Consider the following 21,242-nt stretch of genomic DNA (forward strand, 5'->3'; position numbering starts at 1 on the left):
GTGCTGGACACTGTCCTGGACGCCGCCGCGGCCGTGTGCCTCGTGGTCGGCGCGCTCATGTCCCTCGCCGCAGGGATCGGCCTGGTCCGCTTCCCGGACCTCCTGACGCGCATGCACGCCGGCACCAAGCCCCAGGTCTTCGGGCTGCTCCTCATGCTCACGGCAGTCGCCCTCGAGAACCGCGAACCCGTCATGATCCCGCTCATCGCCCTCGGCTGGATCTTCCAGCTGCTCACCGTGCCCGTCTCGGCGCACATGGTGGGACGCTCGACGTACCGCACCAAGCACCTGAACCGGACCACGCTGACCCAGGACGACCTGCAGAAGGTCCTCAACCGCGCCGCGGAGGGCGGGGCGGAGGGCTCCGCGGAGGGCGTCGCCGCGGGACCGCCGGTGCCGAGCCCGGACGGCCGGCGGGCGGACGGACAGCAGACTGACGGATCGCCGGGGACGCGTTAGGCTGGGCAGGATCGACAGGGCGCACCCGCGTCCCCCTCGGACGACAAGGAGCAGCACTCCATGAACACCAAGGTCCTCGAACTCGTGGGCACCGGCCTCTCGCTCGGCGGCGTGGCGCTCTCGCACAAGGTGCTCGGCGCGGCGTGGACGCGCATCACCGGCGACCCGCCCCCCGCCAAGAACCCGGACCCGGACGAGGCCTGGACGGGCATCATCATCTGGTCGCTCGTCACCGGTCTCGTGGGCACCGTCATCAAGGTCGGCATCTCCCGCCAGATCGCGAAGATGGAGAACAGGCCGCGGACGAACCCCAAGGCCTCGAGCCAGGCCGAGGTCTGAGGCCCGGCGAGCACCTCGCTCAGGGGCCCGTCCGGCCGGACACCGCACCGGTGTCCGGCCGGACGGGCCCCTGCGTCGTTCACCGGCCGTGCGCCGGCAGTGCACGGGGCGGGCGGGGGAGGGGTAGACTCGGTGCCACTGAACGACAGGGGAGCGCCCCGCCGGTGAGACCGGCGCGGCGCTGAGAGTGCGGATCGCCGCAGACCCTCGAACCTGCTCCGGTTAGCACCGGCGAAGGGAGTCGAGCATCTCAGGGGTGCTTCCCCGGGAACGCGCCACCGGCGCGGCCCGCGGAACCCCGTCCCCTCCTGGCACCGACGGCTCGCTGAGCCCAGGAGGAATCCACCGTGAACACCACCACCCACCGCCCCGCCCGCCGCCCCGGCACGTCCCGCGCGTCGTCCTGGCGCGTCGTCGACATCGTCGTGGCCGCCGTCCTCGCCGCCGTGTGCGCGGTCGTCTTCTGGGCGTGGTCGAACCTGCTCTACCCCGTGGTCGGCACGGCCGCGGTCGCCTACCCGCCCGCCGTAGGGCTGATCGCCGGCGGCTGGCTCGTGGCCGGCGTGCTCGGCGGGCTGATCATCCGCAAGCCCGGCGCCGCGCTGTTCTGCGAGCTGCTCGCCGCCGTGATCGAGAGCTTCCTGGGCACCCACTTCGGTCTGCTGGTCGTGCTCTCCGGTCTCGTCCAGGGCATCGGCGCGGAACTGGCCTTCGCCGCCTTCCGGTACCGCCGGTTCGACGCCCTCGTGGCGGCCGTGGCGGGCGCCGTGAGCGGGATCTTCCTCGGCGTCCACGAGAACATCGTCTACAACTACGAGTGGGCGCTGAGCCACCAGGTGGTCTACGTGGTCCTGACGGCCGTCTCCGGGGCGGTGCTCGCGGGCCTGCTGATGCAGGCCGTGGTGCGGGCCCTCGCGGCCACCGGCGTGCTGCAGGGCCTCGCGTCGGGGCGGGCCGTGCGGCGATGACGGCTCCCACGACCCCGGACCCCGTGGTGCCCGCCGGCCGCGGGGCCCGGGTCGAGGCCCGCGGCTTCGGCTGGCACCACCCCGGGCGGGACGCGGCGGCGCTGCGCGGCCTGGACCTCGTGGTCGAGCCGGGGGAGCGCGTGCTCCTGCTGGGACCCAGCGGGGCGGGCAAGTCCACCCTCCTGCACGCCCTGGCGGGAGTCCTCCACGACGACGACGGGCAGTCCGCCTCCGGCGAGCTGCTGCTCGACGGCATGCCGCCGGAGCAGGCGCGCGGCCGGGCCGGGCTCGTGCAGCAGGACCCCGAGTCCCAGGTGGTGCTGTCCCGGATCGGGGACGACACCGCCTTCGGCCTCGAGAACCTCGCGGTGCCCCGGGAGCAGATCTGGCCGCGGGTGCGCGCGGCGCTCGACGACGTGGGGCTGGACCTCCCCCTCGACCACTCCACCGCGGCCCTGTCCGGCGGGCAGAAGCAGCGCCTGGCGCTCGCGGGCGCCGTGGCCATGAGCCCCGGGCTGCTGCTGCTCGACGAGCCGACCGCCAACCTGGACCCCGCCGGCGTGCGGCAGGTCCGCGACGCGGTGGTGTCCTGCCTCGACCGCAGCGGCGCCACGCTCGTGGTCGTGGAGCACCGTGTCGCCGTGTGGGCCGAGGTCGTGGACCGCGTCGTCGTGCTCGGCCGGGACGGGGGCATCACCCACGACGGCGCCCCGGGCCGGGTGCTCGGCGCCGCGGCCGACGAGCTCAGCGGCGCGGGGGTGTGGGTGCCCGGCCGGGTGCCGGCCACGCGTGCGCCCGCTCGCCCCGCCGCGGGGCCCGGTGCCGGTTCCGCCGGGGGTCCCGCCGGAACCCGGGCCGCCGGCTCCGGGACGGACGGCGCACCGCTGTTGAGCGCCACCGGTCTGGGCGTCTCGCGCAGCCAGCCCTCGGCGCGGCAGCTGCGCGCCCGGCGGCGGGCGCGGCGGCGCGGCCGCCCGCTGGACGACGCCGCCGCGGGCCGGGACCTCCCCACGGCGGTGGCCGACGTGGAGCTGACCCTGCGCCGCGGCCGCGCGCTCGCCCTGACCTGGCCGAACGGCGCCGGCAAGTCCACGCTCGCGCTGACGCTGGCAGGTCTGCTCGCCCCCGTGCGCGGCACCGTGCGGGCCCACCCGGTCCTCGACCGAGGCGCGGGCCCCGACCCGCTCGAGTGGAGCGGCCGGGAGCTCGTGGCCCGTGTGGGGACGGTCTTCCAGGAGCCCGAGCACCAGTTCCTGCGGGCCACCGTGCGGGCCGAGCTCGAGCTCGGCCCCCGGCTGGCCGGCACGCCGGTGGCCGAGCGGGAGCGCCGCACGGACGAACTGCTCCGCCGGCTGCGGCTCTCGCACCTGGCCGACGCCAACCCGTTCACCCTCTCCGGGGGCGAGAAGCGGCGGCTGTCCGTGGCCACGGTGCTCGCCACGGACCCGGACCTGCTGGTGCTCGACGAGCCGACGTTCGGTCAGGACGCCCTGACGTGGGCGGAGCTCGTGGACCTGCTCGTGGAGCTCGTCGACGCCGGCACGTCGGTCCTCGCCGTGACCCACGACGAGGACTTCGTGCGGGCGCTCGGCGCCGAGGTGCTGGCGCTGGGCACCCCGAGCGAGCGGGGCCGCGCCGCTCGCACGGCACCGGCGGCGGAAGGGGCGCCGGCCGTTCCTGCCGTGCGGTCCGCGGCCGCGGCCGGGAGTGCCACGGCCGCTCCGGCGGCGCCGGGCGCCGGCGCGGTGCGGGTCGTCCCCGCCCGGCGGGAGCCCGTCCGGTGAGCGCCGCAGCGATCGCGCCGTCGGCCCGGACCTCCCTGCTGGGGCGCACGAATGCGGTGGTCAAGCTGGCCGGGGCGCTGCTGCTGACCGTGGTGCTGCTGCTCAGCGCGGACCCCGTGACGTCGGGGACCGTGCTGCTGGGCGAGGTGCTGCTGCTGGCGCTGGCCGGTCAGCGCCCGCTCGCGCTGCTGCGCCGGGCGTGGCCGGTGGTCGTGGCGGCGCTCGTGAGCGGGTGGGGCACGGCCCTGCTCGCCGAGGACACCGGGCCGGTGCTGCTCGACCTGGGGGTCACCGGGATCTCGTCCGGCTCGGTGGCCGCGGGGGCGGCGATCGCTCTGCGCGGGCTGGCACTGGCGCTGCCCGGGCTGATGCTGGTGCTCACCACGGATCCCACGGACCTCGCCGACGGCCTCGCCCAGACGCTGCGCCTGCCGGCCCGCTTCGTGCTCGCGTCCCTGGCCGCGCTGCGGCTGGTGGGGGTGATGGTCTCCGAGTGGGCCACCCTGGCGATGGCGCGGCGGGCGCGCGGGACGGGGTCCGGGCACGGTCCGGTGGGCGCGCTGCGGGAGTTCGGCGGCCAGGCCTTCACACTGCTGGTGCAGTCCCTGCGACGGGCCACCCGGCTGTCGGTCACCATGGAGGCCCGCGGCTTCGGTGCGGGTCCGCGCACGTGGGCCCGCGTCCCGGGGTACTCCTGGCGGGACGCGGCGGTCCTCACGGGCTGTGCGGCGGCCGCCGCGGCGGGCCCGGCGGTGTCCGTCCTGCTCGGGACGCACCGGTTCATCTGGGCCTGAGCGAAGGATCAGGCCTGCTGGACCCAGCTCGTGACGAGCCTCGTCAGGTCCGGGTCCACCGGCAGCGGCTGGTGGTCGAGCCGGCGCACCGGCACCGCGAGCCGGACGCTGGAAACCAGCCACACGGCGTCGGCTTCCATGAGGTCCGCCGGGTACAGGGGCCCGTAGCCGAGCTCCCAGCCGTCCCGGCGGGCGGCGGCGAAGATCTTGGCCTGCGTGGTGCCCGGCAGGATCCCGTGCGAGGGCTCCGGCGTCAGCAGGGTGCGGCGGCCGGCGCGCACCCGGGCGCAGACCACGGAGGACGTCGCGCCCTCCAGGATCCTGCGCCCCTCCGTGGTGAAGACCGCCTCGTCCGCGCCGAGGGAGCGGGCGTGGCGCAGGGCGGCCATGTTGATCGCGTAGGAGAGCGTCTTGGCCCCGGGGAGCAGCCACGGGTACCCGGCGTCCTGGGCGGGGTCGTGGCCGCGCGGCAGCAGCACCGCGGTCACGCCGTCCCGGCGCTGCCGGAACGTCGTCTCCGGCACGGGGCTCACCACGATCCAGGACCACGGGCCGTCCGCCGGGGTGCCGCGGCTGATCACCACCTTGACGGCGTGCTCGGCCCCCAGACCGCCGTCCCCGCCGGGGGCGGCGTGGGCGAGCGCCAGCTCCACCGCCCCGCGCACGTCCCGCGCCGACGGCACGGGCAGCTGCGCCAGCCGCGCGGAGGCCGACAGCCGCTGGTGGTGGGCCTCGAACTTCTGCACGAGCCCGTCGACGGCGCGCATGGTCTCGAAGACACCGTCACCGCGGGTGAGCCCCTGGTCGTCGATCCGCACGAGCGGGACGGACGGATCGGCGAGGACGCCCTCCGGGTGGGCGGCGTCGAGGACGACGACGGTGCTGGTCACGGATCCTCCTGTCGGTGCGGCCGCGGGGCTCAGCAGACCGGGCCGGGGTGCAGGATGTCCACCTGTTCCCAGACGTGGTCCTCCGCCAGGTAGGCGTCCTCCTGGGCGGCCCAGCGGTCCCAGTGCTCGGCGTAGTAGGAGCCGTCACGGCTCAGCGCGCGGTCGTAGCGCAGGGCGGTGGGCAGCTCGACCCACACGGAGACGTCCAGCAGCTCCCGGGCCTCGGCGCTGCACGCGCCGACGCCCTCCAGGATCACGACCTCCGCCACACGGGTCAGCCGCGGGGTCCCCGGGGAGCCGGTGACCCAGTCCCAGGCGCTCCACTCGGCGTCCCGGCCCTGGTCGAGGGGCGTGAGGACCTCGTCCACGTAGGTGCGGCGGCCGGGGCCGAGCCCGTCCCAGCCCGGGTAGAGGTCCTCGAGGTGGAAGAGCGTCACGTCCCGCACCGGGCGCAGCACCGCGGCGAGCTGCTCGGCGAGGCTGGTCTTGCCGGCCCCCGAACGCCCGTCGATGCCGATGAGGTAGGGGCGGCGGGTGGGGGAGGGGAGCAGCCGCGCCAGGTTGGTGCCGGCGGGGTGGGCCGCCGCGAGCGCCGGATCCAGCTCGAGCTCGATGTCGATCACGCGCGCCCGGCGTCCTGCGCGGATCCCCGGTCGGCGCCGAGCTCCCGGGCGACGGCGCGGACCACGCCCGGAACGGCGGCGTCGATCATGCCCCAGGTGGACTCGAAGTCCTCGGGGCCCCCGTACCAGGGGTCGTAGATCCCCAGGTCGCCGTGCTCGAGGTCCTTCACGGCGGGGTCGAACTCCCGCAGCAGCCGCACCTTGGCGGCGGCGGAGCGGTCCGGTGCGAGCGCCCGCAGGCGCTGCCAGTGCACCACGTCCAGGGCGAGCACGAGGTCCCGGTCGCCGAAGCGGACGGGGTCGAAGACCTGGGCCGCGTGCGCGGAGGCGTCGAGCCCCGCGCGGCGCAGGAGGTCGCCGGCGCGGGGGTCCACGGGGTTGCCGAGCTCCTCGTCGCTGACGCCGGCCGAGTCGATCCGCACGCGCCCGGCCAGTCCTGCGGCCTCGAAGGCGCGGCGCAGGGCGAACTCCGCCATGGGCGAGCGGCAGATGTTGCCGGTGCACACGGCCACGATCGAATACATAGCGCGCAGTCTAAGCCGTCCGGTCCCGGCACGAGAAGTGCGGCCGCCGCCCGAGGGGGCGACGGCCGCGCGGCGCGGGTCCGGTCAGGGCCGGCGGACGGTCGGGTCGAGCGGGCGCTGCTCGTCCGGGTCCAGTCGTTCCTGACGGGCGTCCGGGCGCTCCCGCTCCTGGTCGGCCTGCTGGCCGGAGCTCGAACCGGTCTCCGCGGCGAGGTCGATCTCCTCGCCGTTCTCATCGACCCGCCGGTACCAGTCGGTGACGGCCGGGTCGTGGGAGTCGAAGGTCTCGCCGGCGGCACGGGCGCCCGGGGCGTGCTCCACCTGGAGGGCGAAGTCGTCGCCGTGCTCCTCGATGCCGTGGATCACGGCCTTGCGCACCGCCGTGAGGGCGAACGCGTGGCGGATCGTGGCGGGGTCGCTGCGCAGGTCCTTGTAGAAGGAGACCATCAGGAAGGCGACGATCACCGCGAACGGCAGGGCCGAGACGGTCACGAGGTTCTGCATCCCGGTCAGGGCGTCGTCGCCGCCCACGAGCATCATGACCGTTGCGATGCCGCCGAGGCACAGGCCCCAGAACACGACGATCGGCCGGTTCGGCTCGGGCTGGCCCCGCTGGGACAGCGTGCCCATGACGATGGACGCGGAGTCCGCGCTGGTCACGAAGAAGATGCCGATGACGACCATGGCGAGCACCGACGTGATCGCGCCGAAGGGCAGGGCGTCGAGCATGCCGAACAGCGCGGCCTCCTGGCCGCCCGCGGCGGCCAGGTCGGTCCCGGTGCGCTGCAGGTACATGGACGTGCCGCCGATGACCACGAACCAGAGCACGCACATCGAGGAGGGGACCACGAGCACCACGGTCACGAACTGGCGCAGCGTGCGGCCGCGGGAGATCTTGGCGATGAACATCCCGACGAACGGGGACCAGGACAGCCACCAGGCCCAGTAGAAGACGGTCCAGCCGCCGGCGAAGGCGGTGGCGTCCTCGCCCCAGCCGCCGGTCTGCCCGGTCATCCAGAGGTACTCCTGCAGGTAGGTGCTGAACACGGCGGGGACCAGGTCCAGGATCAGGACGGTGGGCCCGGCCACGAACACGAACAGGGCGAGCAGGAAGGCCAGCAGCAGGTTCGTGTTGGAGAGGTAGCGGATGCCGCGGGCCACGCCGGAGACCGCGGAGACCACGAAGGCGGCGGTGAGGACGGCGATGATCGCGATGAGCCCACCGTTGCCGAGCGGTCCCCAGCCGGCGACGATCTCGAGGCCCCGGGAGATCTGCAGCGCGCCGATCCCGAGCGAGGCGGCGGTGCCGAAGAGGGTCGCGAAGATGGCGAACACGTCGATGAGCCGGCCCAGGCCGCCCTCGGCGCGCCGCTGGCCGATCAGCGGCACGAAGATCCGGCTGATGAGCGGGGAGCGTCCGCGCCGGTAGGCGCCGTACGCGACGGCCGCGCCGACCACGGCGTACATGGCCCAGGGGTTGAGACCCCAGTGGAAGGCGGTCTGGACGAGGGCGTAGACGGTCATCTCCTCGGAGCCGGGTTCCGCCCCGAAGCCGGGGACGCCCGCGCCGAAGTGGCTCAGCGGCTCGGAGGCGCCGTAGAACATCAGGCCGATGCCCATGCCGGCGGCGAAGAGCATGGCGAGCCACGAGAAGAAGGAGTACTCGGGCTTCTCGTCGTCCATGCCCAGGGGGATCCGCCCGGTCCGCGTGAAGCCGACCACGAGCATGAACAGCACGGCGGCCGTGGACAGGGCCGTGAAGAACCACCCGGCGTTGCCGGTGACCCAGCCCAGGGCCGCGGTGGAGGCGGCGGTCAGGGACTCGGTGGAGAGCACGCCCCAGGCGATGAACCCCACGATCAGCGCGGCGGTGACGGTGAAGACCACCTTGTCCGTGCCGTAGTGCAGCTTCTGGTCCTCGACGGCGATGCCGGGGACGAGGGCGGGGTGGATGCCGTGCGGGTAGTTGATCTCGCGCAGCACCTCCCGCGGCTTCGGCCGGCGGGAGCCGTCGGCCTCACTGGACGGATGCGGCGAATGGGGTGGCGTGGTGCTCACGGTGGCTCCTGAGGTGTCGGGGTGCGTGCGGTGTCGTGTCGGTGCGTGCGGTGACGTGCGGGGCGGACCCGGGGGTGTGGCGGTGGCCCGCGGGAACGGGCTCAAACACTCCACGGTATCCGACGTCCTGCCCCGCCGGGAGGGAGTGCGCGGCGTCTCACATCCCCGGCACCCCGGGTTGAGTCGATGTGGCTCAACTTAAGTTGACATCAGCGGCTCACGTGGCAGACTTGAGCCAGGAAAACTCAAGAACTGAGACCTCCGGGACCCCAACGGGGCCGGTACGGCCCGCCCGGTTCAGCTCGACCCGAAGGAGAACACGTCCATGTCTCGTGCAGTAGGAATCGACCTCGGCACCACCAACTCCGTGGTGTCCGTGCTGGAGGGCGGCGAGCCCACCGTCATCGCCAACGCCGAGGGCAACCGGACCACGCCGTCCGTCGTCGCCTTCTCCAAGGACGGCGAGACCCTGGTGGGCGACATCGCCAAGCGCCAGGCCGTCACCAACGTGGACCGCACGATCGCCTCGGTGAAGCGCCACATGGGCACCGGGTGGTCCACCGACATCGACGGCAAGAAGTACACGCCGCAGGAGATCTCGGCGCGCATCCTGATGAAGCTCAAGACCGACGCCGAGTCCTACCTCGGCGACAAGGTCACCGACGCCGTGATCACCGTCCCGGCGTACTTCAACGACGCCGAGCGCCAGGCCACCAAGGAGGCCGGTGAGATCGCGGGCATGAACGTGCTGCGCATCGTCAACGAGCCCACCGCCGCGGCGCTCGCCTACGGCCTGGAGAAGGGCAAGGAGGACGAGCTCATCCTGGTCTTCGACCTCGGTGGAGGCACCTTCGACGTCTCCCTGCTGGAGGTCGGCAAGGACGAGGACGACTTCTCCACCATCCAGGTCCGCTCGACCGCCGGCGACAACCGCCTCGGCGGCGACGACTGGGACCAGCGCGTGGTCGACTGGCTGCTGGCGCAGGTGAAGTCGAAGACCGGCGCGGACCTGTCCAAGGACAAGATCGCCCTGCAGCGCCTGAAGGAGACCGCGGAGCAGGCCAAGAAGGAACTGTCCTCCGCGACCAGCACCAGCATCTCCCTGCAGTACCTGTCCGTGACCCCCGAGGGCCCGGTGCACCTGGACGAGCGCCTCACCCGCGCCAAGTTCGAGGAGCTCACCCGGGACCTGCTCGAGCGCACCGAGAAGCCGTTCAAGGACGTCATCGCCGAGGCCGGCATCTCCGTGTCCGACATCGACCACGTGGTGCTGGTGGGCGGCTCGACCCGCATGCCCGCCGTCGCGGAGACCGTCCAGCGCCTGGCCGGCAAGGAGCCCAACAAGGGCGTGAACCCGGACGAGGTCGTCGCCGTCGGCGCCGCGATCCAGGCGGGCGTGCTCAAGGGCGACCGCAAGGACGTGCTGCTGATCGACGTGACCCCGCTGTCGCTGGGCATCGAGACCAAGGGCGGCGTGATGACCAAGCTCATCGAGCGCAACACGGCGATCCCCACCAAGCGGTCCGAGACCTTCACCACCGCCGAGGACAACCAGCCGTCCGTGTCCATCCAGGTCTTCCAGGGCGAGCGCCAGTTCACCCGGGACAACAAGAACCTGGGCACCTTCGAGCTGACCGGCATCGCCCCCGCCCCGCGCGGGATGCCGCAGATCGAGGTCACCTTCGACATCGACGCCAACGGCATCGTGCACGTCTCCGCGAAGGACAAGGGCACCGGCACCGAGCAGTCGATGACCATCACGGGCGGGTCCTCCCTCTCCAAGGAGGACATCGACCGGATGGTCAAGGACGCCGAGGCCAACGCCGAGGCGGACCGGGTGCGCCGCGAGGCGGCCGACCTGCGCAACAACGCGGAGCAGCAGGCGTACTCCGTCGACAAGCTCCTGAAGGACAACGACGAGAAGCTGCCCGCGGACGTCAAGTCCGAGGTGCAGGCGGACGTCGACGCCCTGAAGAAGGCGCTCGAGGGCGAGGACGAGGACGCCGTGAAGTCGGCCTACGACAAGCTGCAGCAGTCCCAGACCAAGCTCGGCGAGGCCCTCTACGCGCAGTCGCAGACCGAGGGCGCCGAGGGCGCCCCGGGTGCGGGCGCCACCGGTGCCACCGGTGACGAGGACATCGTCGACGCCGAGGTCGTCGACGACGAGGACGAGAAGAAGTGAGCATGCCCGACCCCACGCCAGGACCCGACGAGAACGCGGACGACCACGGCGCCGGGAGCGTTCCCGGCGACCACGCCGCGCACCCCGGCGAGCAGTCCGCGCAGGACTCCGGCGCCGGCCCCCGCGAGGAGGCCGGGCCGGAGGGCCTGACGGTGGACGACATCCTCTCGACGCCACAGTCGACGGAGGCGGAGTCCGGGGACGCCGCACCGGCGCCGGCCGCCGCGGAGGACTCCCCGGCGGCGGCCCTCGCCGAGGAGCGGCTCGAGGAGCTGCGCCGGCTGCAGGCCGAGTTCGTGAACTTCAAGCACCGCACGGCGCGCGAGAAGGAGCAGCTGCGGACCTTCGTGACGGGCGACCTCCTGCAGACGCTGCTGCCGGTGTTCGACGACATCGACGCGGCCCGGCAGGCGGGCGACCTCACCGACGGCCCGTTCGCGGCGATCGCGAACAAGCTCGAGGAGACCCTCGTGCGGCACGGGCTGGTGCGCCTCGGGGAGGTCGGGGAGAAGTTCGACCCCAACGTCCACGAGGCGGTGCTGCAGCAGCCCACGAGCGAGGTCGAGCCGGACCAGGTCTCGATGGTGCTGCGCTCCGGCTTCCGGATCGGCGAGCGCGTGGTGCGGCCGGCCCAGGTCGCCGTCGCGGTCGCCGAGTGAGGCCGGACCCGGCCTGATCCCGGCGACGTCAGGGGAGGCCCGTCCCTCGGGCCTCCCCTGACCCGTCCACCCGTCCCCGGCGCCGCGGCGCCGGGGACGACCCCCGGACCACCACCGGGTCCTGCTCCGCAGGACCCCGACCGGCCCCACAGAAAGGAGGCGTCATGGCCAGCCAGGACTGGATCGACAAGGACTTCTACAGCATTCTCGGCGTCTCCAAGGACGCGTCCGCCGCCGACGTCAAGAAGGCCTACCGCAAGCTCGCCCGCCAGTACCACCCGGACCAGAACCCGGGGGACGCGGAGGCCGAGCAGCGGTTCAAGGACATCACCGAGGCGAACTCCGTGCTCTCCGACCCCGAGGAGCGCAAGCAGTACGACGCGATCCGCGCAATGGGCTCCGGGGCGCGCTTCACCGCCGGCGGCCCCGGCGGCGCCGGGGGCTCGGCCAACTTCGAGGACCTCTTCGGCGACATCTTCGGCGGAGGCGGCGGAGGACGCCGCCGCCGCACGACCTACTCCACCGGCGGCGCGGGCGGCCCCGGCGGCCCGGGCGGGTTCGAGGACCTGTTCGCCCAGTTCGGCGGTCAGACCGGGTACGGGGCGCCGGGCGGCTACGGCGGCTACCAGGCCCCGCCGGCGCGCGGGGAGGACATCCGGACGGAGACGACCATCCCGTTCCGCTCCTCGGTGCACGGCACCACGGTCAAGCTGCGCCGGGGCAACGGCCAGGAGACCACGGTGCGGATCCCGCGCGGCGTGCGCGACGGGCAGAAGCTCAAGCTCGCCGGCAAGGGCCACTCGGGTGCAGGCGGCGCCGGCGACCTCTACGTCACCGTCCACGTGACCCCGCACCCCTTCTTCCGGCGCGTCGAGGGCACGGACGACGTCGAGGTCACCGTGCCGATCACGTTCCCCGAGGCGGCCCTGGGCGCCACCATCGAGGTGCCCGTGCTGGACGGCGGCACCGTGCGCGTGAAGGTCCCGGCGGGCACATCCTCGGGCCGGCGCTTCCGCGTCAAGGGGCGCGGGTTCGGCACGGCCAAGGGCACGGGCAACCTGATCGTGACGGTCGAGGTGCACGTGCCGGCCGAGCTGGACGAGCAGGCGCAGGCCGCCGCCCGGGCGTTCGCCGAGGCGACCGCGGACGAGGACCCCCGGGCCCGCCTGGCCGAGAAGGCACGGGTGTGAGATGGCACTGGACGCCGACCAGCCGCTGTTCGTGATCTCCGTGGCCGCGGAGATCGCGGAGATGCACCCGCAGACGCTGCGCCAGTACGACCGGCTCGGCCTCGTCAGGCCGTCCCGGGCCCCCGGCCGCGCCCGCCGCTACTCGCAGCGCGACATCGAGAAGCTGCAGCAGATCCAGGTGCTGTCCCAGCAGGGCGTGTCCCTCGAGGGCATCCGGCGCATCCTCCAGCTGGAGAACCAGGTCGCGGCCCTGCGGTCGCGGGTGGCGGAGCTGTCCCGGGAGCTCGAGGACGCCCGGGACCGGGCCGAGGAGTCCTCGCGGATCTTCGCCGCCGGCGTCGGCGGGGACGTGGTGCGCATGGCCCGCGGCGCCCGCCCCCGGGCCCGCAAGATCTCGCAGGCCGTGGTGCTGTACCGGCCGCCGCGCCAGCAGGAGCGCTGAGCCGCACCGGCGCCCGGGCCGGGCGGTCAGCGCAGGTGCTTCTCGAAGCCCACGTCGTACACGCCGCCCGGATAGACCCGGGCGGTCCCGGGCAGCAGGACGTACCCGCTGCTGCGGTACAGGGCGGCCGCCTCCGGCTGGCGGCTGCCCGTGGTGAGGTGGATGCGCCGGTAGCCCGCCGCGGCGGCGAGCCGCTCGAGCTCGGCCAGGACCCGCCGCGAGATCCCCCGCCGGCGGTGCGCCGGGGCGGTCCACACCCGTTTGAGCTCCGCCGTGGCGTCGTCGTGCCGGCGGAACGCGCCGCCGCCCACCGTCGTGCCGCCCTCGAGGAGGAGCAGGAGCGCTCCGGCGGGAGCGGTGAAGTCGTCGACGGGGTGCTCGGCCATCTCCTCCGCCCCGATCTCGGGACCGTAGCGCTCCACGTACTCGTGGTGCAGGCCCTCGAGCAGCGGCTGCGTGCGGGGATCGCCCGGGGGCACGACGACGAAGCCGTCCCGCTCCGCGCCGGGGACGGCGCTCACGCCGTCCGGCGGTAGACGAGGTCGCGGGGGACGCGGCCCGCCTCCTGCGCCTTGCGCTCGAAGCTCGTGAGGACCCGTCCCTCCCAGCGCGGGGCCCATCCGGTGTCCGGGTGCTCGTCGTCGGCGAGCGGGCCCGGGTGGACGTTCTCGAACTGCGGGGACGCGTCGAGGACCTCGCGCATCACCAGGGCGTACTCCTGCCAGTCCGTGGCGAGCCGCCACAGCCCGCCCGGGACGAGCACCCGGGCGGCGAGCTCGGCGAACGCGGGGGAGACCAGGCGCCGCTTGTGGTGGCGGGTCTTGTGCCAGGGGTCCGGGAAGAACACCCACAGCTCGTCGACGGAGGCCGGGGCGAGCATGTGCTCCAGGACCTCGGGCGCGTTGGCCTGCGCCACGCGGACGTTGTCCACCCCGGCCTGGGCCGCCTTGAGCAGCAGGTCCGCGATCCCGGGCTTGTACACCTCGACGGCGAGGTAGTTCCGCGCCGGGTCCTGGGCGGCGGCGTGCACGACCGCCTCGCCGAGCCCGGAGCCGACCTCCACGACCAGCGGCGCCTCGCGCCCGAAGGCCGCGGCCGCGTCGAACTCGTGGTCGGGGTGCACGGAGGTGTCCGTGCGCACGCGCGGGACGTCGAGCACCCGGGTGGGCGCCCAGTCGTCCCAGGCCTTCTGGCGGCGGGCGGTGAGGCGGTCGCCGCGGCGCACGAAGGAGTACGGCCGGCGGTGGAACGCCTCGGGGACGGGGCCCTGTGCGGGGCCCTCGGCGGGGGAAGGGGTGTGCTCGCTCATCGCCCTACATCCTAGGGGCTGGGCGGACGGCGGGCGCGTCGGCGCCGGGAACGGGCGGCTCGGACCAGCGCCGGCGGGGCGCCTCCCACGCCGCGAACCGGGCGAGCAGCTCGTCGGCGTCCTGGGCGACCACGGCTGCGTCCCGGTACTCGGGGCGCACGAGACCGGCCGCGGACATCGAGGCCACCGCGTCCAGCAGGGGCCTCCAGTAGCCGGCCACGTCCAGGAAGCCGACCGGCTTGGCGTGCACCCCCACCTGCAGCCAGGTCCACGCCTCGAAGATCTCCTCGAGGGTGCCCAGGCCGCCCGGCAGGGCCACGAACCCGTCGGCGAGGGCGGCCATCTCCGCCTTGCGCTCGTGCATCGTCCGGACGATGCGCAGCTCGGTCAGCCCCGTGTGGGCCGTCTCGTCGTCGACGAGCGACTGCGGCATGACCCCGACCACCTCGCCCCCGGCGGCCAGGGCGGCGTCGGCGACGACGCCCATCAGCCCCACGTGGCCGCCGCCGTAGACGACGCCCACGCCGCGGCGGGCGAGGGTGGTGGCGAAGGCCCGGGCGGCCTCGGGGAACAGGGGGTCGGAGCCGAGGGATGCCCCGGTGTACACGGCGAGTCTCATGAGGACATTGTCGCTGTCGCAGTCGCAGTCCCTCATCCCCGATCCTCGTCCTCGCCCCGCATGTCTGTCCCTCGTCCTTCGCCACGTCGCGGCGTCGATAGCATGAGGCGCGCCCCGCGCCCGCCCTGCCGACCCGTGCCGAAGGACCTCCCGTGAGCTCATCGCCGCCCGACGACCCCGTGCGCTCCCGCCTGCGCCTCTCCGGCGGCAAGGACCGGGTGGTGCTGGTGGCGGCGCTGGGGATCCTCAGCGCGGTGAGCCCGATGGCCACGGACATGTACCTGGCCTCGATGCCTGCCATGGCCGGGCACTTCGGGGCGTCGGCCTCCGCGGTGCAGCTGACGCTGACCACGTACATGGTCGGCATGGCCGTGGGGCAGTTCCTGCTCGGGCCCGTGTCCGACGTGCTGGGCCGGCACCGGCTCATGGTGGCCGGCAACGCGCTGTTCCTGCTCAGCTCCGTCGCCGTGGTCCTGGCCCCGACCATCGGGACGGTGCTGGTCCTGCGCGCGGTGCAGGGACTCGCCGGGGCGGCCGGCGTCGTGATCGCCCGCGCGGTGGTCTCGGACATCGCCTCCGGCCGCGGGGCCGCGAAGCTGTTCTCGGTCCTCGCGACCATCACCTCCCTCGCCCCGGTGGTGGCCCCGCTCCTGGGCGGGGTGATCGCCACGGTGGCCCCGTGGCAGACCGTGTTCTGGGTGCTCGCGGCGTTCGGGCTGCTGATGCTGGCGTGCTCCGTGCTCGTGGTCCCCGAGACCCTGCCCCCGCACCGGCGCCACCGCGGCGGGGTCGGCGCCGTCGTCACCGGGTCCTGGCGGGTGCTGCGCACCCCGTCCTTCATGGCCTACGCCCTCGCCTTCGGACTCGCGTTCGGCGCCCTGTTCTCCTACATCTCCGCCTCCTCCTTCGTGCTGCAGAACGTGCTCGGCTACTCGGCGCTCGGCTACTCCGTGGTGTTCGCCGTCAACGCGGGCGGCTCCATCCTGGGCGCGGTCGTCAACACCCGCCTCGTCGACCGGGTCGAGCCCGGCACGATCCTCCGCACCGCGATCGTGGTCATGGCCGCCGTCAACGTGGTGGGCCTGGGCCTGGTGCTGGCCGGGATCACCGGGTGGACCACCCTGGCGCACCTCTTCGTGAGCCAGACCTGCATCGGCTTCGTCATGGGCAACGCCGTGGCCCTCGCCCAGGGCCGGGTCCCGGGCCGGGCCGGGGCCGGGTCGGCGGTGCTCGGACTGGTCCAGTTCCTCCTGGGCGGGCTCGTGAGCCCGCTGACCGGCCTGGCCGGTCAGCACACCGCCGTCCCGATGGCCGTGTCCATGGCGGTGTGCTCGCTGCTCGCCGCGGGAGCCGTGCTGCTCGCGCGCCGCCTCTCGCGGCGGGCGCCGGAGGGCCCCGCCGCCCCGTCCGGCCCGTAACCGGGCGGAAACGGGCAGGAGCCACACTGTGGCCGATCCATCGGTCCCTGACCGGGGGAGCAGCGGACCTGTGATTAGATGCCTTCTGCCGAGACCGAGGTCACAGTCCCGTTCCGGCCCGATTCCTGATCCACCCGACACCCACGGGAGAACACATGCTCCAAACCATCGAGACTGCCCTCGGCGAGCTGGGCGGCATCATCTGGGGGCCCTACGTCCTCATCCCCCTGCTGCTGCTCACCGGTCTGTACCTGACCGTCCGGCTGGGCGGGCTGCAGTTCCACAAGCTGGGCTCCGCGCTGCGACTGGCCCTGTTCGACCGCAAGGACGCGGACGCCCGCGGCGGCGACGTCTCCCAGTTCCAGGCGCTGACCACGGCGCTCGCGGCCACCGTGGGCACCGGCAACATCGTGGGCGTGGCCACCGCGATCTCGATCGGCGGGCCCGGCGCCCTGTTCTGGATGTGGGTCACCGGCCTGCTCGGCATGGCCTCCAAGTACTCCGAGGCGTTCCTGGCCGTGCGGTTCCGCACCACGGATGCCAAGGGTGAGATCTCCGGCGGCCCGCAGTACTACCTGGAGCGCGGCATCCGCAACGGGTTCGGCAAGTTCCTGGCGATCTTCTTCGCCGTCGCCGCCGCGCTGGCCGCGTTCGGCATCGGCAACATGACCCAGGGCAACTCCATCGCCTCCAACCTGGAGAGCTCGTTCAGCGTCCCCACCTGGATCACCGGTGTGGTGCTCGCCGTGCTGACGCTCGCCGTGCTCGTGGGCGGGATCAAGTCCATCGGGAAGGTCACGGCGGGCTTCGTCCCCGTCATGATCCTCTTCTACGTCCTGGGCGCCCTGTTCATCCTCGTCGTCAACGTCGCGGCCATCCCGCAGGCGGTCGTCCTGATCTTCACCGACGCCTTCTCCGGCACGGCGGCCGTCGGCGGGTTCGCCGGATCGGCGATCATGCTGGCCGTGCAGATGGGCGTGGCCCGCGGCATCTTCTCCAACGAGTCCGGCATGGGATCGGCCGCGATCGCAGCGGCCGCGGCCCAGACCACCCACCCGGTCCGCCAGGGGCTGGTCTCCATGACCCAGACCTTCATCGACACCATCATCGTGGTGACCTGCACGGGACTCGTGCTCATCACCACCGGGGTCTGGGAGCAGGGGGCGGACTTCGCCGCGACCATGACCGGCGACGCCTTCAGCCAGGGCCTGCCCGGGCAGTGGGGCCACTACGTGGTCACCATCGGGCTCGTGATGTTCGCCTACTCGACGATCCTCGGGTGGGCCTACTACGGCGAGCGGTGCATGGAGCGGCTCTTCGGCCGGCCGGCCGTGATGCCCTACCGGGTCGTGTTCTCCCTGGTCGTGTTCGTGGGCTGCACCGTGCCGCTGGCGGTGGTGTGGAACTTCGCCGACGTGATGAACGGCCTCATGGCCCTGCCCAACCTCCTCGGGCTGCTGCTCCTCTCCGGGCTGGTCGTCCGCGAGACCAGGCACTACCTGGACCACGACCCCAAGCTGCGGGCGGACCGCCGCCAGGTCGACGCGTTCATGGAGGGCCATCCCGGAGCGATCGACTCGTACGAGCGCACCGGCGTCTGACGGCTGTCGGCGCACGAGGGCCCGGCCTCCTGACGGGGACCGGGCCCTCGGTCTAGCCTGAGGGGCATGAGCGAACTCCCCGAGCCCCGCCTGTTCTCCTGCGCGGACGCCACCGGCGCCGTCCACGACCAGGGCGCGCACGTGATCGACTGGATCCCCACGGGCCACGCCCCGGTGCTGTGGCTGTCCCCGAGCACCGCGCTCGAGACGGGCAAGCCCGTGCGCGGGGGTGTCCCGATCTGCTTCCCCTGGTTCGCGGACGGGGCGGAGGGCGGGCGCGAGCCCAAGCACGGCTTCGCCCGCACGCTCCCGTGGCACGTCGAGTCGCGCGAGTCCTCGGACCACGAGGCGATGATCGTCTACCGGCTCTCGGACGCGGACGTCACCGAGCCCGCGCACCAGGAGCAGTTCCCGTACCAGTTCGAGGCCTACTGCGTGGTGCGCTTCGGCACCGAGCTGTCCCTCGAGCTGAGCGTCACCAACACCGGTGAGCGCCCGTTCGACTTCGAGGAGGCCCTGCACGCCTATCTGGTGGTGGGGGACGTGCGGAAGATCCGGGTCGAGGGGCTGGACGGCGCGTCCTACCGCGACAAGGTCCTGGACCGGGAGGACTGCGTCCAGGAGGGGGACCTCCGGTTCGACGGCGAGACCGACCGGGTGTACCGCTCGACCGGCGACGTCGCCGTGGTGGACCCCGTGCTGGGGCGGGTGCTGCGGATCCGGAAGAAGAACTCCGGCACCACCGTGGTGTGGAACCCCGGGGCGGAGACGGCGGCGGCGATGCCCGACGTGGGGCCGGACGGATGGACGGACTTCGTGTGCGTGGAGGGCGCCAACACCCACGCCGACGCCGTGCACCTCGAGCCCGAGGAGACCCACAGCATGGGCTACCGCCTGTCGGTGGAGACCACGGCGGAGGACCCGGGCCGCCCACCCGCCTGATCCTCGGGACCGTCCGGCGCTCGGCACAGCGCTGTCGGAGGGCCGGTCCGCGCCCGTGTCCCGCGGCAGCACCGACCGGGAGGCCGCACGCCCAGCGCCACCCGCACCGTGCGTGCGCTCGGTCGGGCGGTCAGAAGGGGGGAGGGTCTGCGTCCTCGGGCACGGAGCTGCCCCGCTCCCCGACATCCGGGACCGGTCCGCCCGATGTGGCACCGCCCGACGTGGCACCGACCGATGTGGCACCGGCCGAGGGGTCCGGCACGGTCCGGTAGGTCCGTCCGGCCGGTGAGGTCCACTCGAGCACTCCGCCGACGGGCGCCGGCCCCGGCTGCCGCACCGACCAGCGGCCGAGGGCACCGCGGCGGTGCTTGACGAGGTGGTGGTGGCGGCACAGGTGGGCCAGGTTGTCCGCAGCCGTCCGGCCGCCGTCCTGCCACGCCACCGTGTGGTCGAGGTCGCAGCGCTCGGCCCGCCGCCGGCACCCCGGAAAACGACAGGTCCCGTCGCGCAGCCGCAGCCGGCGGCGCAGATCAGCGGGCACCGCGTAGGTGGTGCGGTCGTGGTCGAGGACGGCTCCGGTGACGGGATGGGTCAGCACGCGATGCCACGAGGAGGCACCGGCGGCCAGCTCCCGGGCGACGTCCGCGCTGATCGGGCCGTGACCCTCGAGCACCGGGGCGTCCGCGGGCACGCCGGTGGCCGGGCCGCCGGGGCGGCACCCCAGCAGCGTGAGCACGGGGACCGTCACGCAGACCCGGCCGCGCACACCGCGCGGGAACCCGGGGTCGTCGGGGAGCTCCCCCTCCAGCAGGAGATCGGTGAGGACGTCCGCCCGCAGCTGCGCGTCCGTCCGGGCAGTCCTGGCACCCGGCGCGAACCCGTCCGGGCCATCCTCCTCCGGACCGAACTGCACTGGACCGCACTGCACCGGACCGAACTGCACTGGACCGAACTGCGCCGTGCCGCACCGGTCCGGCTCTCGCCCCGTCCCCGCGCGGGCGGTCTCCTCCACGGGCTCCAGTAGCGACGCGAGCGTGTCGAGCCGGTCCTGAACCGCGAGCGCCGTGGGTGCGTCCAGCAGGGCGTGCAGCCACGCCATGCCGTCCTCACCGTGCTCGACCCACACGCGGCGTCCGGCCCGGGCCGCCCAGTGCCTCGCCTCCTGCGTCCTGGCCAGCAGCGCCGCGCGCCGGCGCCGGGCCCACGCGCGCAGCTGCGCCACCGTGCAGTGCGGAGCCCGCTCCACCAGTTCGGCGGCGAGCCGCTGCACGACGGCGGACGGTGCCTCCTGGCCCGCCGGGACGTCCTCGACCAGCTCGCGCCACTGGTCGGCGATCACCGAGGCGTGCCGGGCGCTGAAGAGGCCCGCCTCCAGCGCCTCGAGGACCTCGGGCAGGTGCAGCCCGAGCACGAGGGCCTCGCGGACGCGCCCGAGGGCCGTGCCCGCGGGCAGGCGCAGCGCCGGGCCGATCTCGTCGGCGAGATCACGCACCATCTGGTCCTCGGTCTCGAGGAGGGAGCAGACGAGCTCATCGGCCTCGTAGGGCATCAGCCCTGCCGTGGAGACCCAGTCGATCTCGCGGTCCTCCCAGGCCAGCAGCCACAGCCGGACGATGCAGCGCAGCTGGCGCCCCGCCTCCCGAGCCTGTGCGGCCGCCGAGTCCACGAGCTCCCCGACGACCGCCCGCACCTCGGCCCGGACGCCGGCGTCCAGCACCCGCTCCCCGGCGGGAGCGGCTCGGTGCGGACCCGGAGCAGGACGGGCCCGGCGGTGCGCCGTCGTCGTCATGGGCCCATTCTCCCGGGCACCTCGGACGTCCTAGGACTTCGGAGTAGGACTCCGGAAAGGCCACCGGGAATGCAGAACGGGTGCCGCCCGTCCGTGCTGACGGGCGGCACCCGTGGGGTCCTGCGGGGCCGTGCCTACTTGGAGACGACCAGGGCCGCGGCGATCGCGGCCAGGAAGGCGTCCTTCGAGAGGCCCGTGCCGGCCTCGGACGGGCGGACGCCGTCCTCCTGGGTCATCTCGGGGTTGCGGAAGTACATCGCGAGCAGCCCGGCGGAGAACGCGCCGAGGGCCAGACCCGCGAGGCGCTTGTTGACGAACGGGGTCAGCAGGGCGGCGCCGATGCCGATCTCCGAGTACGCCACGAACTTGCCGAAGGTGTCGGCGTCCCACTCCTCGAACTGGGGGACGCCGGTGGCGGCGAACTGCTGGAGACCCGCGGCGGCCTCCGTGGGGAGGTCCTTCTTGCCGTAGCCGGACTGCAGCAGGTAGGCGCCGGAGACGCCGCGCAGGATCGCGTTGGAGAGGCTCATGGTCGGTCCTTTCAGGAGGGCGAACAGGGTCATTGAGTCGTCAACGACCCTATCAGGGGAGGGAGCGCGCCCTCCGTGCAGGAGGGGCCGGGAGCGAACACCGGCCCCGGGGGCGGCCCCCG

The 21,242-nt window shown here is 73.7% G+C and carries 21 protein-coding genes and 1 riboswitch; of the genes, 12 read left to right on the forward strand and 9 right to left on the reverse strand.

Annotated features, from left to right (window positions below; translation table 11 throughout):
* The 5 genes from mnhG (at position 1) to CK505_RS04560 (ending at position 4,344) form a co-directional block, all read left to right on the forward strand.
* Complete coding sequence (gene mnhG / locus CK505_RS04540) at positions 1–459, forward strand: monovalent cation/H(+) antiporter subunit G (protein WP_109221894.1); 459 nt, start codon at positions 1–3, stop codon at positions 457–459.
* 60 nt (positions 460–519) lie between these two features.
* A complete protein-coding gene (locus CK505_RS04545) occupies positions 520–798 on the forward strand; it encodes a DUF4235 domain-containing protein (RefSeq protein ID WP_017832614.1) in 279 nt (92 codons plus the stop codon).
* Between the two features lie 137 nt (positions 799–935).
* A riboswitch (TPP riboswitch) is annotated at positions 936–1,055 on the forward strand.
* A 90-nt stretch (positions 1,056–1,145) separates the two neighbouring features.
* A complete protein-coding gene (locus CK505_RS04550) occupies positions 1,146–1,766 on the forward strand; it encodes an ECF transporter S component (protein ID WP_017832613.1) in 621 nt (206 codons plus the stop codon).
* Positions 1,763–3,550 (forward strand): ABC transporter ATP-binding protein, encoded by a 1,788-nt coding sequence (locus CK505_RS04555; RefSeq protein ID WP_255250887.1) that lies wholly within the window; start codon positions 1,763–1,765, stop codon positions 3,548–3,550. The genes CK505_RS04550 and CK505_RS04555 overlap by 4 nt, the downstream gene beginning before the upstream one ends.
* On the forward strand, positions 3,547–4,344 hold the full coding sequence (locus tag CK505_RS04560; protein WP_109244097.1) for an energy-coupling factor transporter transmembrane protein EcfT: 798 nt from the start codon (positions 3,547–3,549) through the stop codon (positions 4,342–4,344). The genes CK505_RS04555 and CK505_RS04560 overlap by 4 nt, the downstream gene beginning before the upstream one ends.
* Before the next feature lie 8 nt (positions 4,345–4,352).
* Here the strand turns inward: CK505_RS04560 and CK505_RS04565 are convergent, their stop codons facing one another.
* The 4 genes from CK505_RS04565 to CK505_RS04580 all read right to left on the reverse strand — a co-directional run bounded on the left by CK505_RS04565 (position 4,353) and on the right by CK505_RS04580 (position 8,439).
* On the reverse strand, positions 4,353–5,234 hold the full coding sequence (locus tag CK505_RS04565; RefSeq protein WP_095650372.1) for an aminotransferase class IV: 882 nt from the start codon (positions 5,232–5,234) through the stop codon (positions 4,353–4,355).
* A gap of 29 nt (positions 5,235–5,263) precedes the next feature.
* Positions 5,264–5,857: a uridine kinase gene (locus CK505_RS04570; RefSeq protein ID WP_017832609.1), complete on the reverse strand. Its 594-nt coding sequence runs from the start codon at positions 5,855–5,857 to the stop codon at positions 5,264–5,266.
* Positions 5,854–6,381: a low molecular weight protein-tyrosine-phosphatase gene (locus CK505_RS04575; protein ID WP_095650373.1), complete on the reverse strand. Its 528-nt coding sequence runs from the start codon at positions 6,379–6,381 to the stop codon at positions 5,854–5,856. Before CK505_RS04575 ends, CK505_RS04570 begins: the two co-directional genes overlap by 4 nt.
* A gap of 84 nt (positions 6,382–6,465) precedes the next feature.
* Entirely contained in the window at positions 6,466–8,439 is a 1,974-nt protein-coding gene (locus CK505_RS04580) for a BCCT family transporter (protein ID WP_255250888.1), read from the reverse strand.
* Positions 8,440–8,764: 325 nt separating this feature from the next.
* Between CK505_RS04580 and dnaK the strand changes: the two genes are divergently transcribed.
* The 4 genes from dnaK to CK505_RS04600 all read left to right on the forward strand — a co-directional run bounded on the left by dnaK (position 8,765) and on the right by CK505_RS04600 (position 12,912).
* Complete coding sequence (gene dnaK / locus CK505_RS04585) at positions 8,765–10,621, forward strand: molecular chaperone DnaK (RefSeq protein ID WP_031282565.1); 1,857 nt, start codon at positions 8,765–8,767, stop codon at positions 10,619–10,621.
* A complete protein-coding gene (locus CK505_RS04590) occupies positions 10,618–11,280 on the forward strand; it encodes a nucleotide exchange factor GrpE (RefSeq protein ID WP_035928271.1) in 663 nt (220 codons plus the stop codon). Before dnaK ends, CK505_RS04590 begins: the two co-directional genes overlap by 4 nt.
* Before the next feature lie 164 nt (positions 11,281–11,444).
* Complete coding sequence (locus CK505_RS04595) at positions 11,445–12,470, forward strand: DnaJ C-terminal domain-containing protein (protein WP_095650375.1); 1,026 nt, start codon at positions 11,445–11,447, stop codon at positions 12,468–12,470.
* A 1-nt stretch (position 12,471) separates the two neighbouring features.
* Positions 12,472–12,912: a heat shock protein transcriptional repressor HspR gene (locus tag CK505_RS04600; protein WP_017832603.1), complete on the forward strand. Its 441-nt coding sequence runs from the start codon at positions 12,472–12,474 to the stop codon at positions 12,910–12,912.
* A gap of 26 nt (positions 12,913–12,938) precedes the next feature.
* On the opposite strand, the gene CK505_RS04605 is transcribed toward CK505_RS04600, so the two are convergent.
* From CK505_RS04605 to CK505_RS04615, 3 genes are read right to left on the reverse strand one after another with little or no spacing between them, the layout of a single operon-like run.
* The gene (locus tag CK505_RS04605) at positions 12,939–13,433 is read right to left on the reverse strand and encodes a GNAT family N-acetyltransferase (RefSeq protein ID WP_232035257.1); all 495 of its coding nucleotides are present in this window, start codon (positions 13,431–13,433) and stop codon (positions 12,939–12,941) included.
* Positions 13,430–14,221, reverse strand: a complete 792-nt coding sequence (gene trmB / locus CK505_RS04610; protein WP_035928279.1) for a tRNA (guanosine(46)-N7)-methyltransferase TrmB — start codon at positions 14,219–14,221, stop codon at positions 13,430–13,432. Before trmB ends, CK505_RS04605 begins: the two co-directional genes overlap by 4 nt.
* A gap of 4 nt (positions 14,222–14,225) precedes the next feature.
* On the reverse strand, positions 14,226–14,840 hold the full coding sequence (locus tag CK505_RS04615; protein WP_052133009.1) for a TIGR00730 family Rossman fold protein: 615 nt from the start codon (positions 14,838–14,840) through the stop codon (positions 14,226–14,228).
* 152 nt (positions 14,841–14,992) lie between these two features.
* Between CK505_RS04615 and CK505_RS04620 the strand changes: the two genes are divergently transcribed.
* From CK505_RS04620 to CK505_RS04630, 3 genes are all read left to right on the forward strand, one after another.
* Positions 14,993–16,258 (forward strand): multidrug effflux MFS transporter, encoded by a 1,266-nt coding sequence (locus CK505_RS04620; RefSeq protein WP_229587879.1) that lies wholly within the window; start codon positions 14,993–14,995, stop codon positions 16,256–16,258.
* A gap of 155 nt (positions 16,259–16,413) precedes the next feature.
* A complete protein-coding gene (locus CK505_RS04625) occupies positions 16,414–17,859 on the forward strand; it encodes a sodium:alanine symporter family protein (protein WP_017832598.1) in 1,446 nt (481 codons plus the stop codon).
* 66 nt (positions 17,860–17,925) lie between these two features.
* Positions 17,926–18,801, forward strand: a complete 876-nt coding sequence (locus tag CK505_RS04630) for a D-hexose-6-phosphate mutarotase (protein WP_035928282.1) — start codon at positions 17,926–17,928, stop codon at positions 18,799–18,801.
* Between the two features lie 130 nt (positions 18,802–18,931).
* Here CK505_RS04630 and CK505_RS04635 read toward each other — a convergent pair whose 3' ends face one another.
* On the reverse strand, positions 18,932–20,590 hold the full coding sequence (locus CK505_RS04635; RefSeq protein ID WP_095650377.1) for an HNH endonuclease signature motif containing protein: 1,659 nt from the start codon (positions 20,588–20,590) through the stop codon (positions 18,932–18,934).
* A gap of 134 nt (positions 20,591–20,724) precedes the next feature.
* Positions 20,725–21,120 carry a hypothetical protein gene (locus CK505_RS04640; RefSeq protein WP_017832595.1) on the reverse strand — a complete coding sequence of 132 codons (396 nt, stop codon included), beginning with the start codon at positions 21,118–21,120 and terminating at the stop codon, positions 20,725–20,727.
* Positions 21,121–21,242: the final 122 nt, after the last annotated feature.

It is taken from the genome of Kocuria sp. WN036, assembly GCF_002287015.1.
Classification (GTDB): Bacteria; Actinomycetota; Actinomycetes; order Actinomycetales; family Micrococcaceae; genus Kocuria; species Kocuria rosea.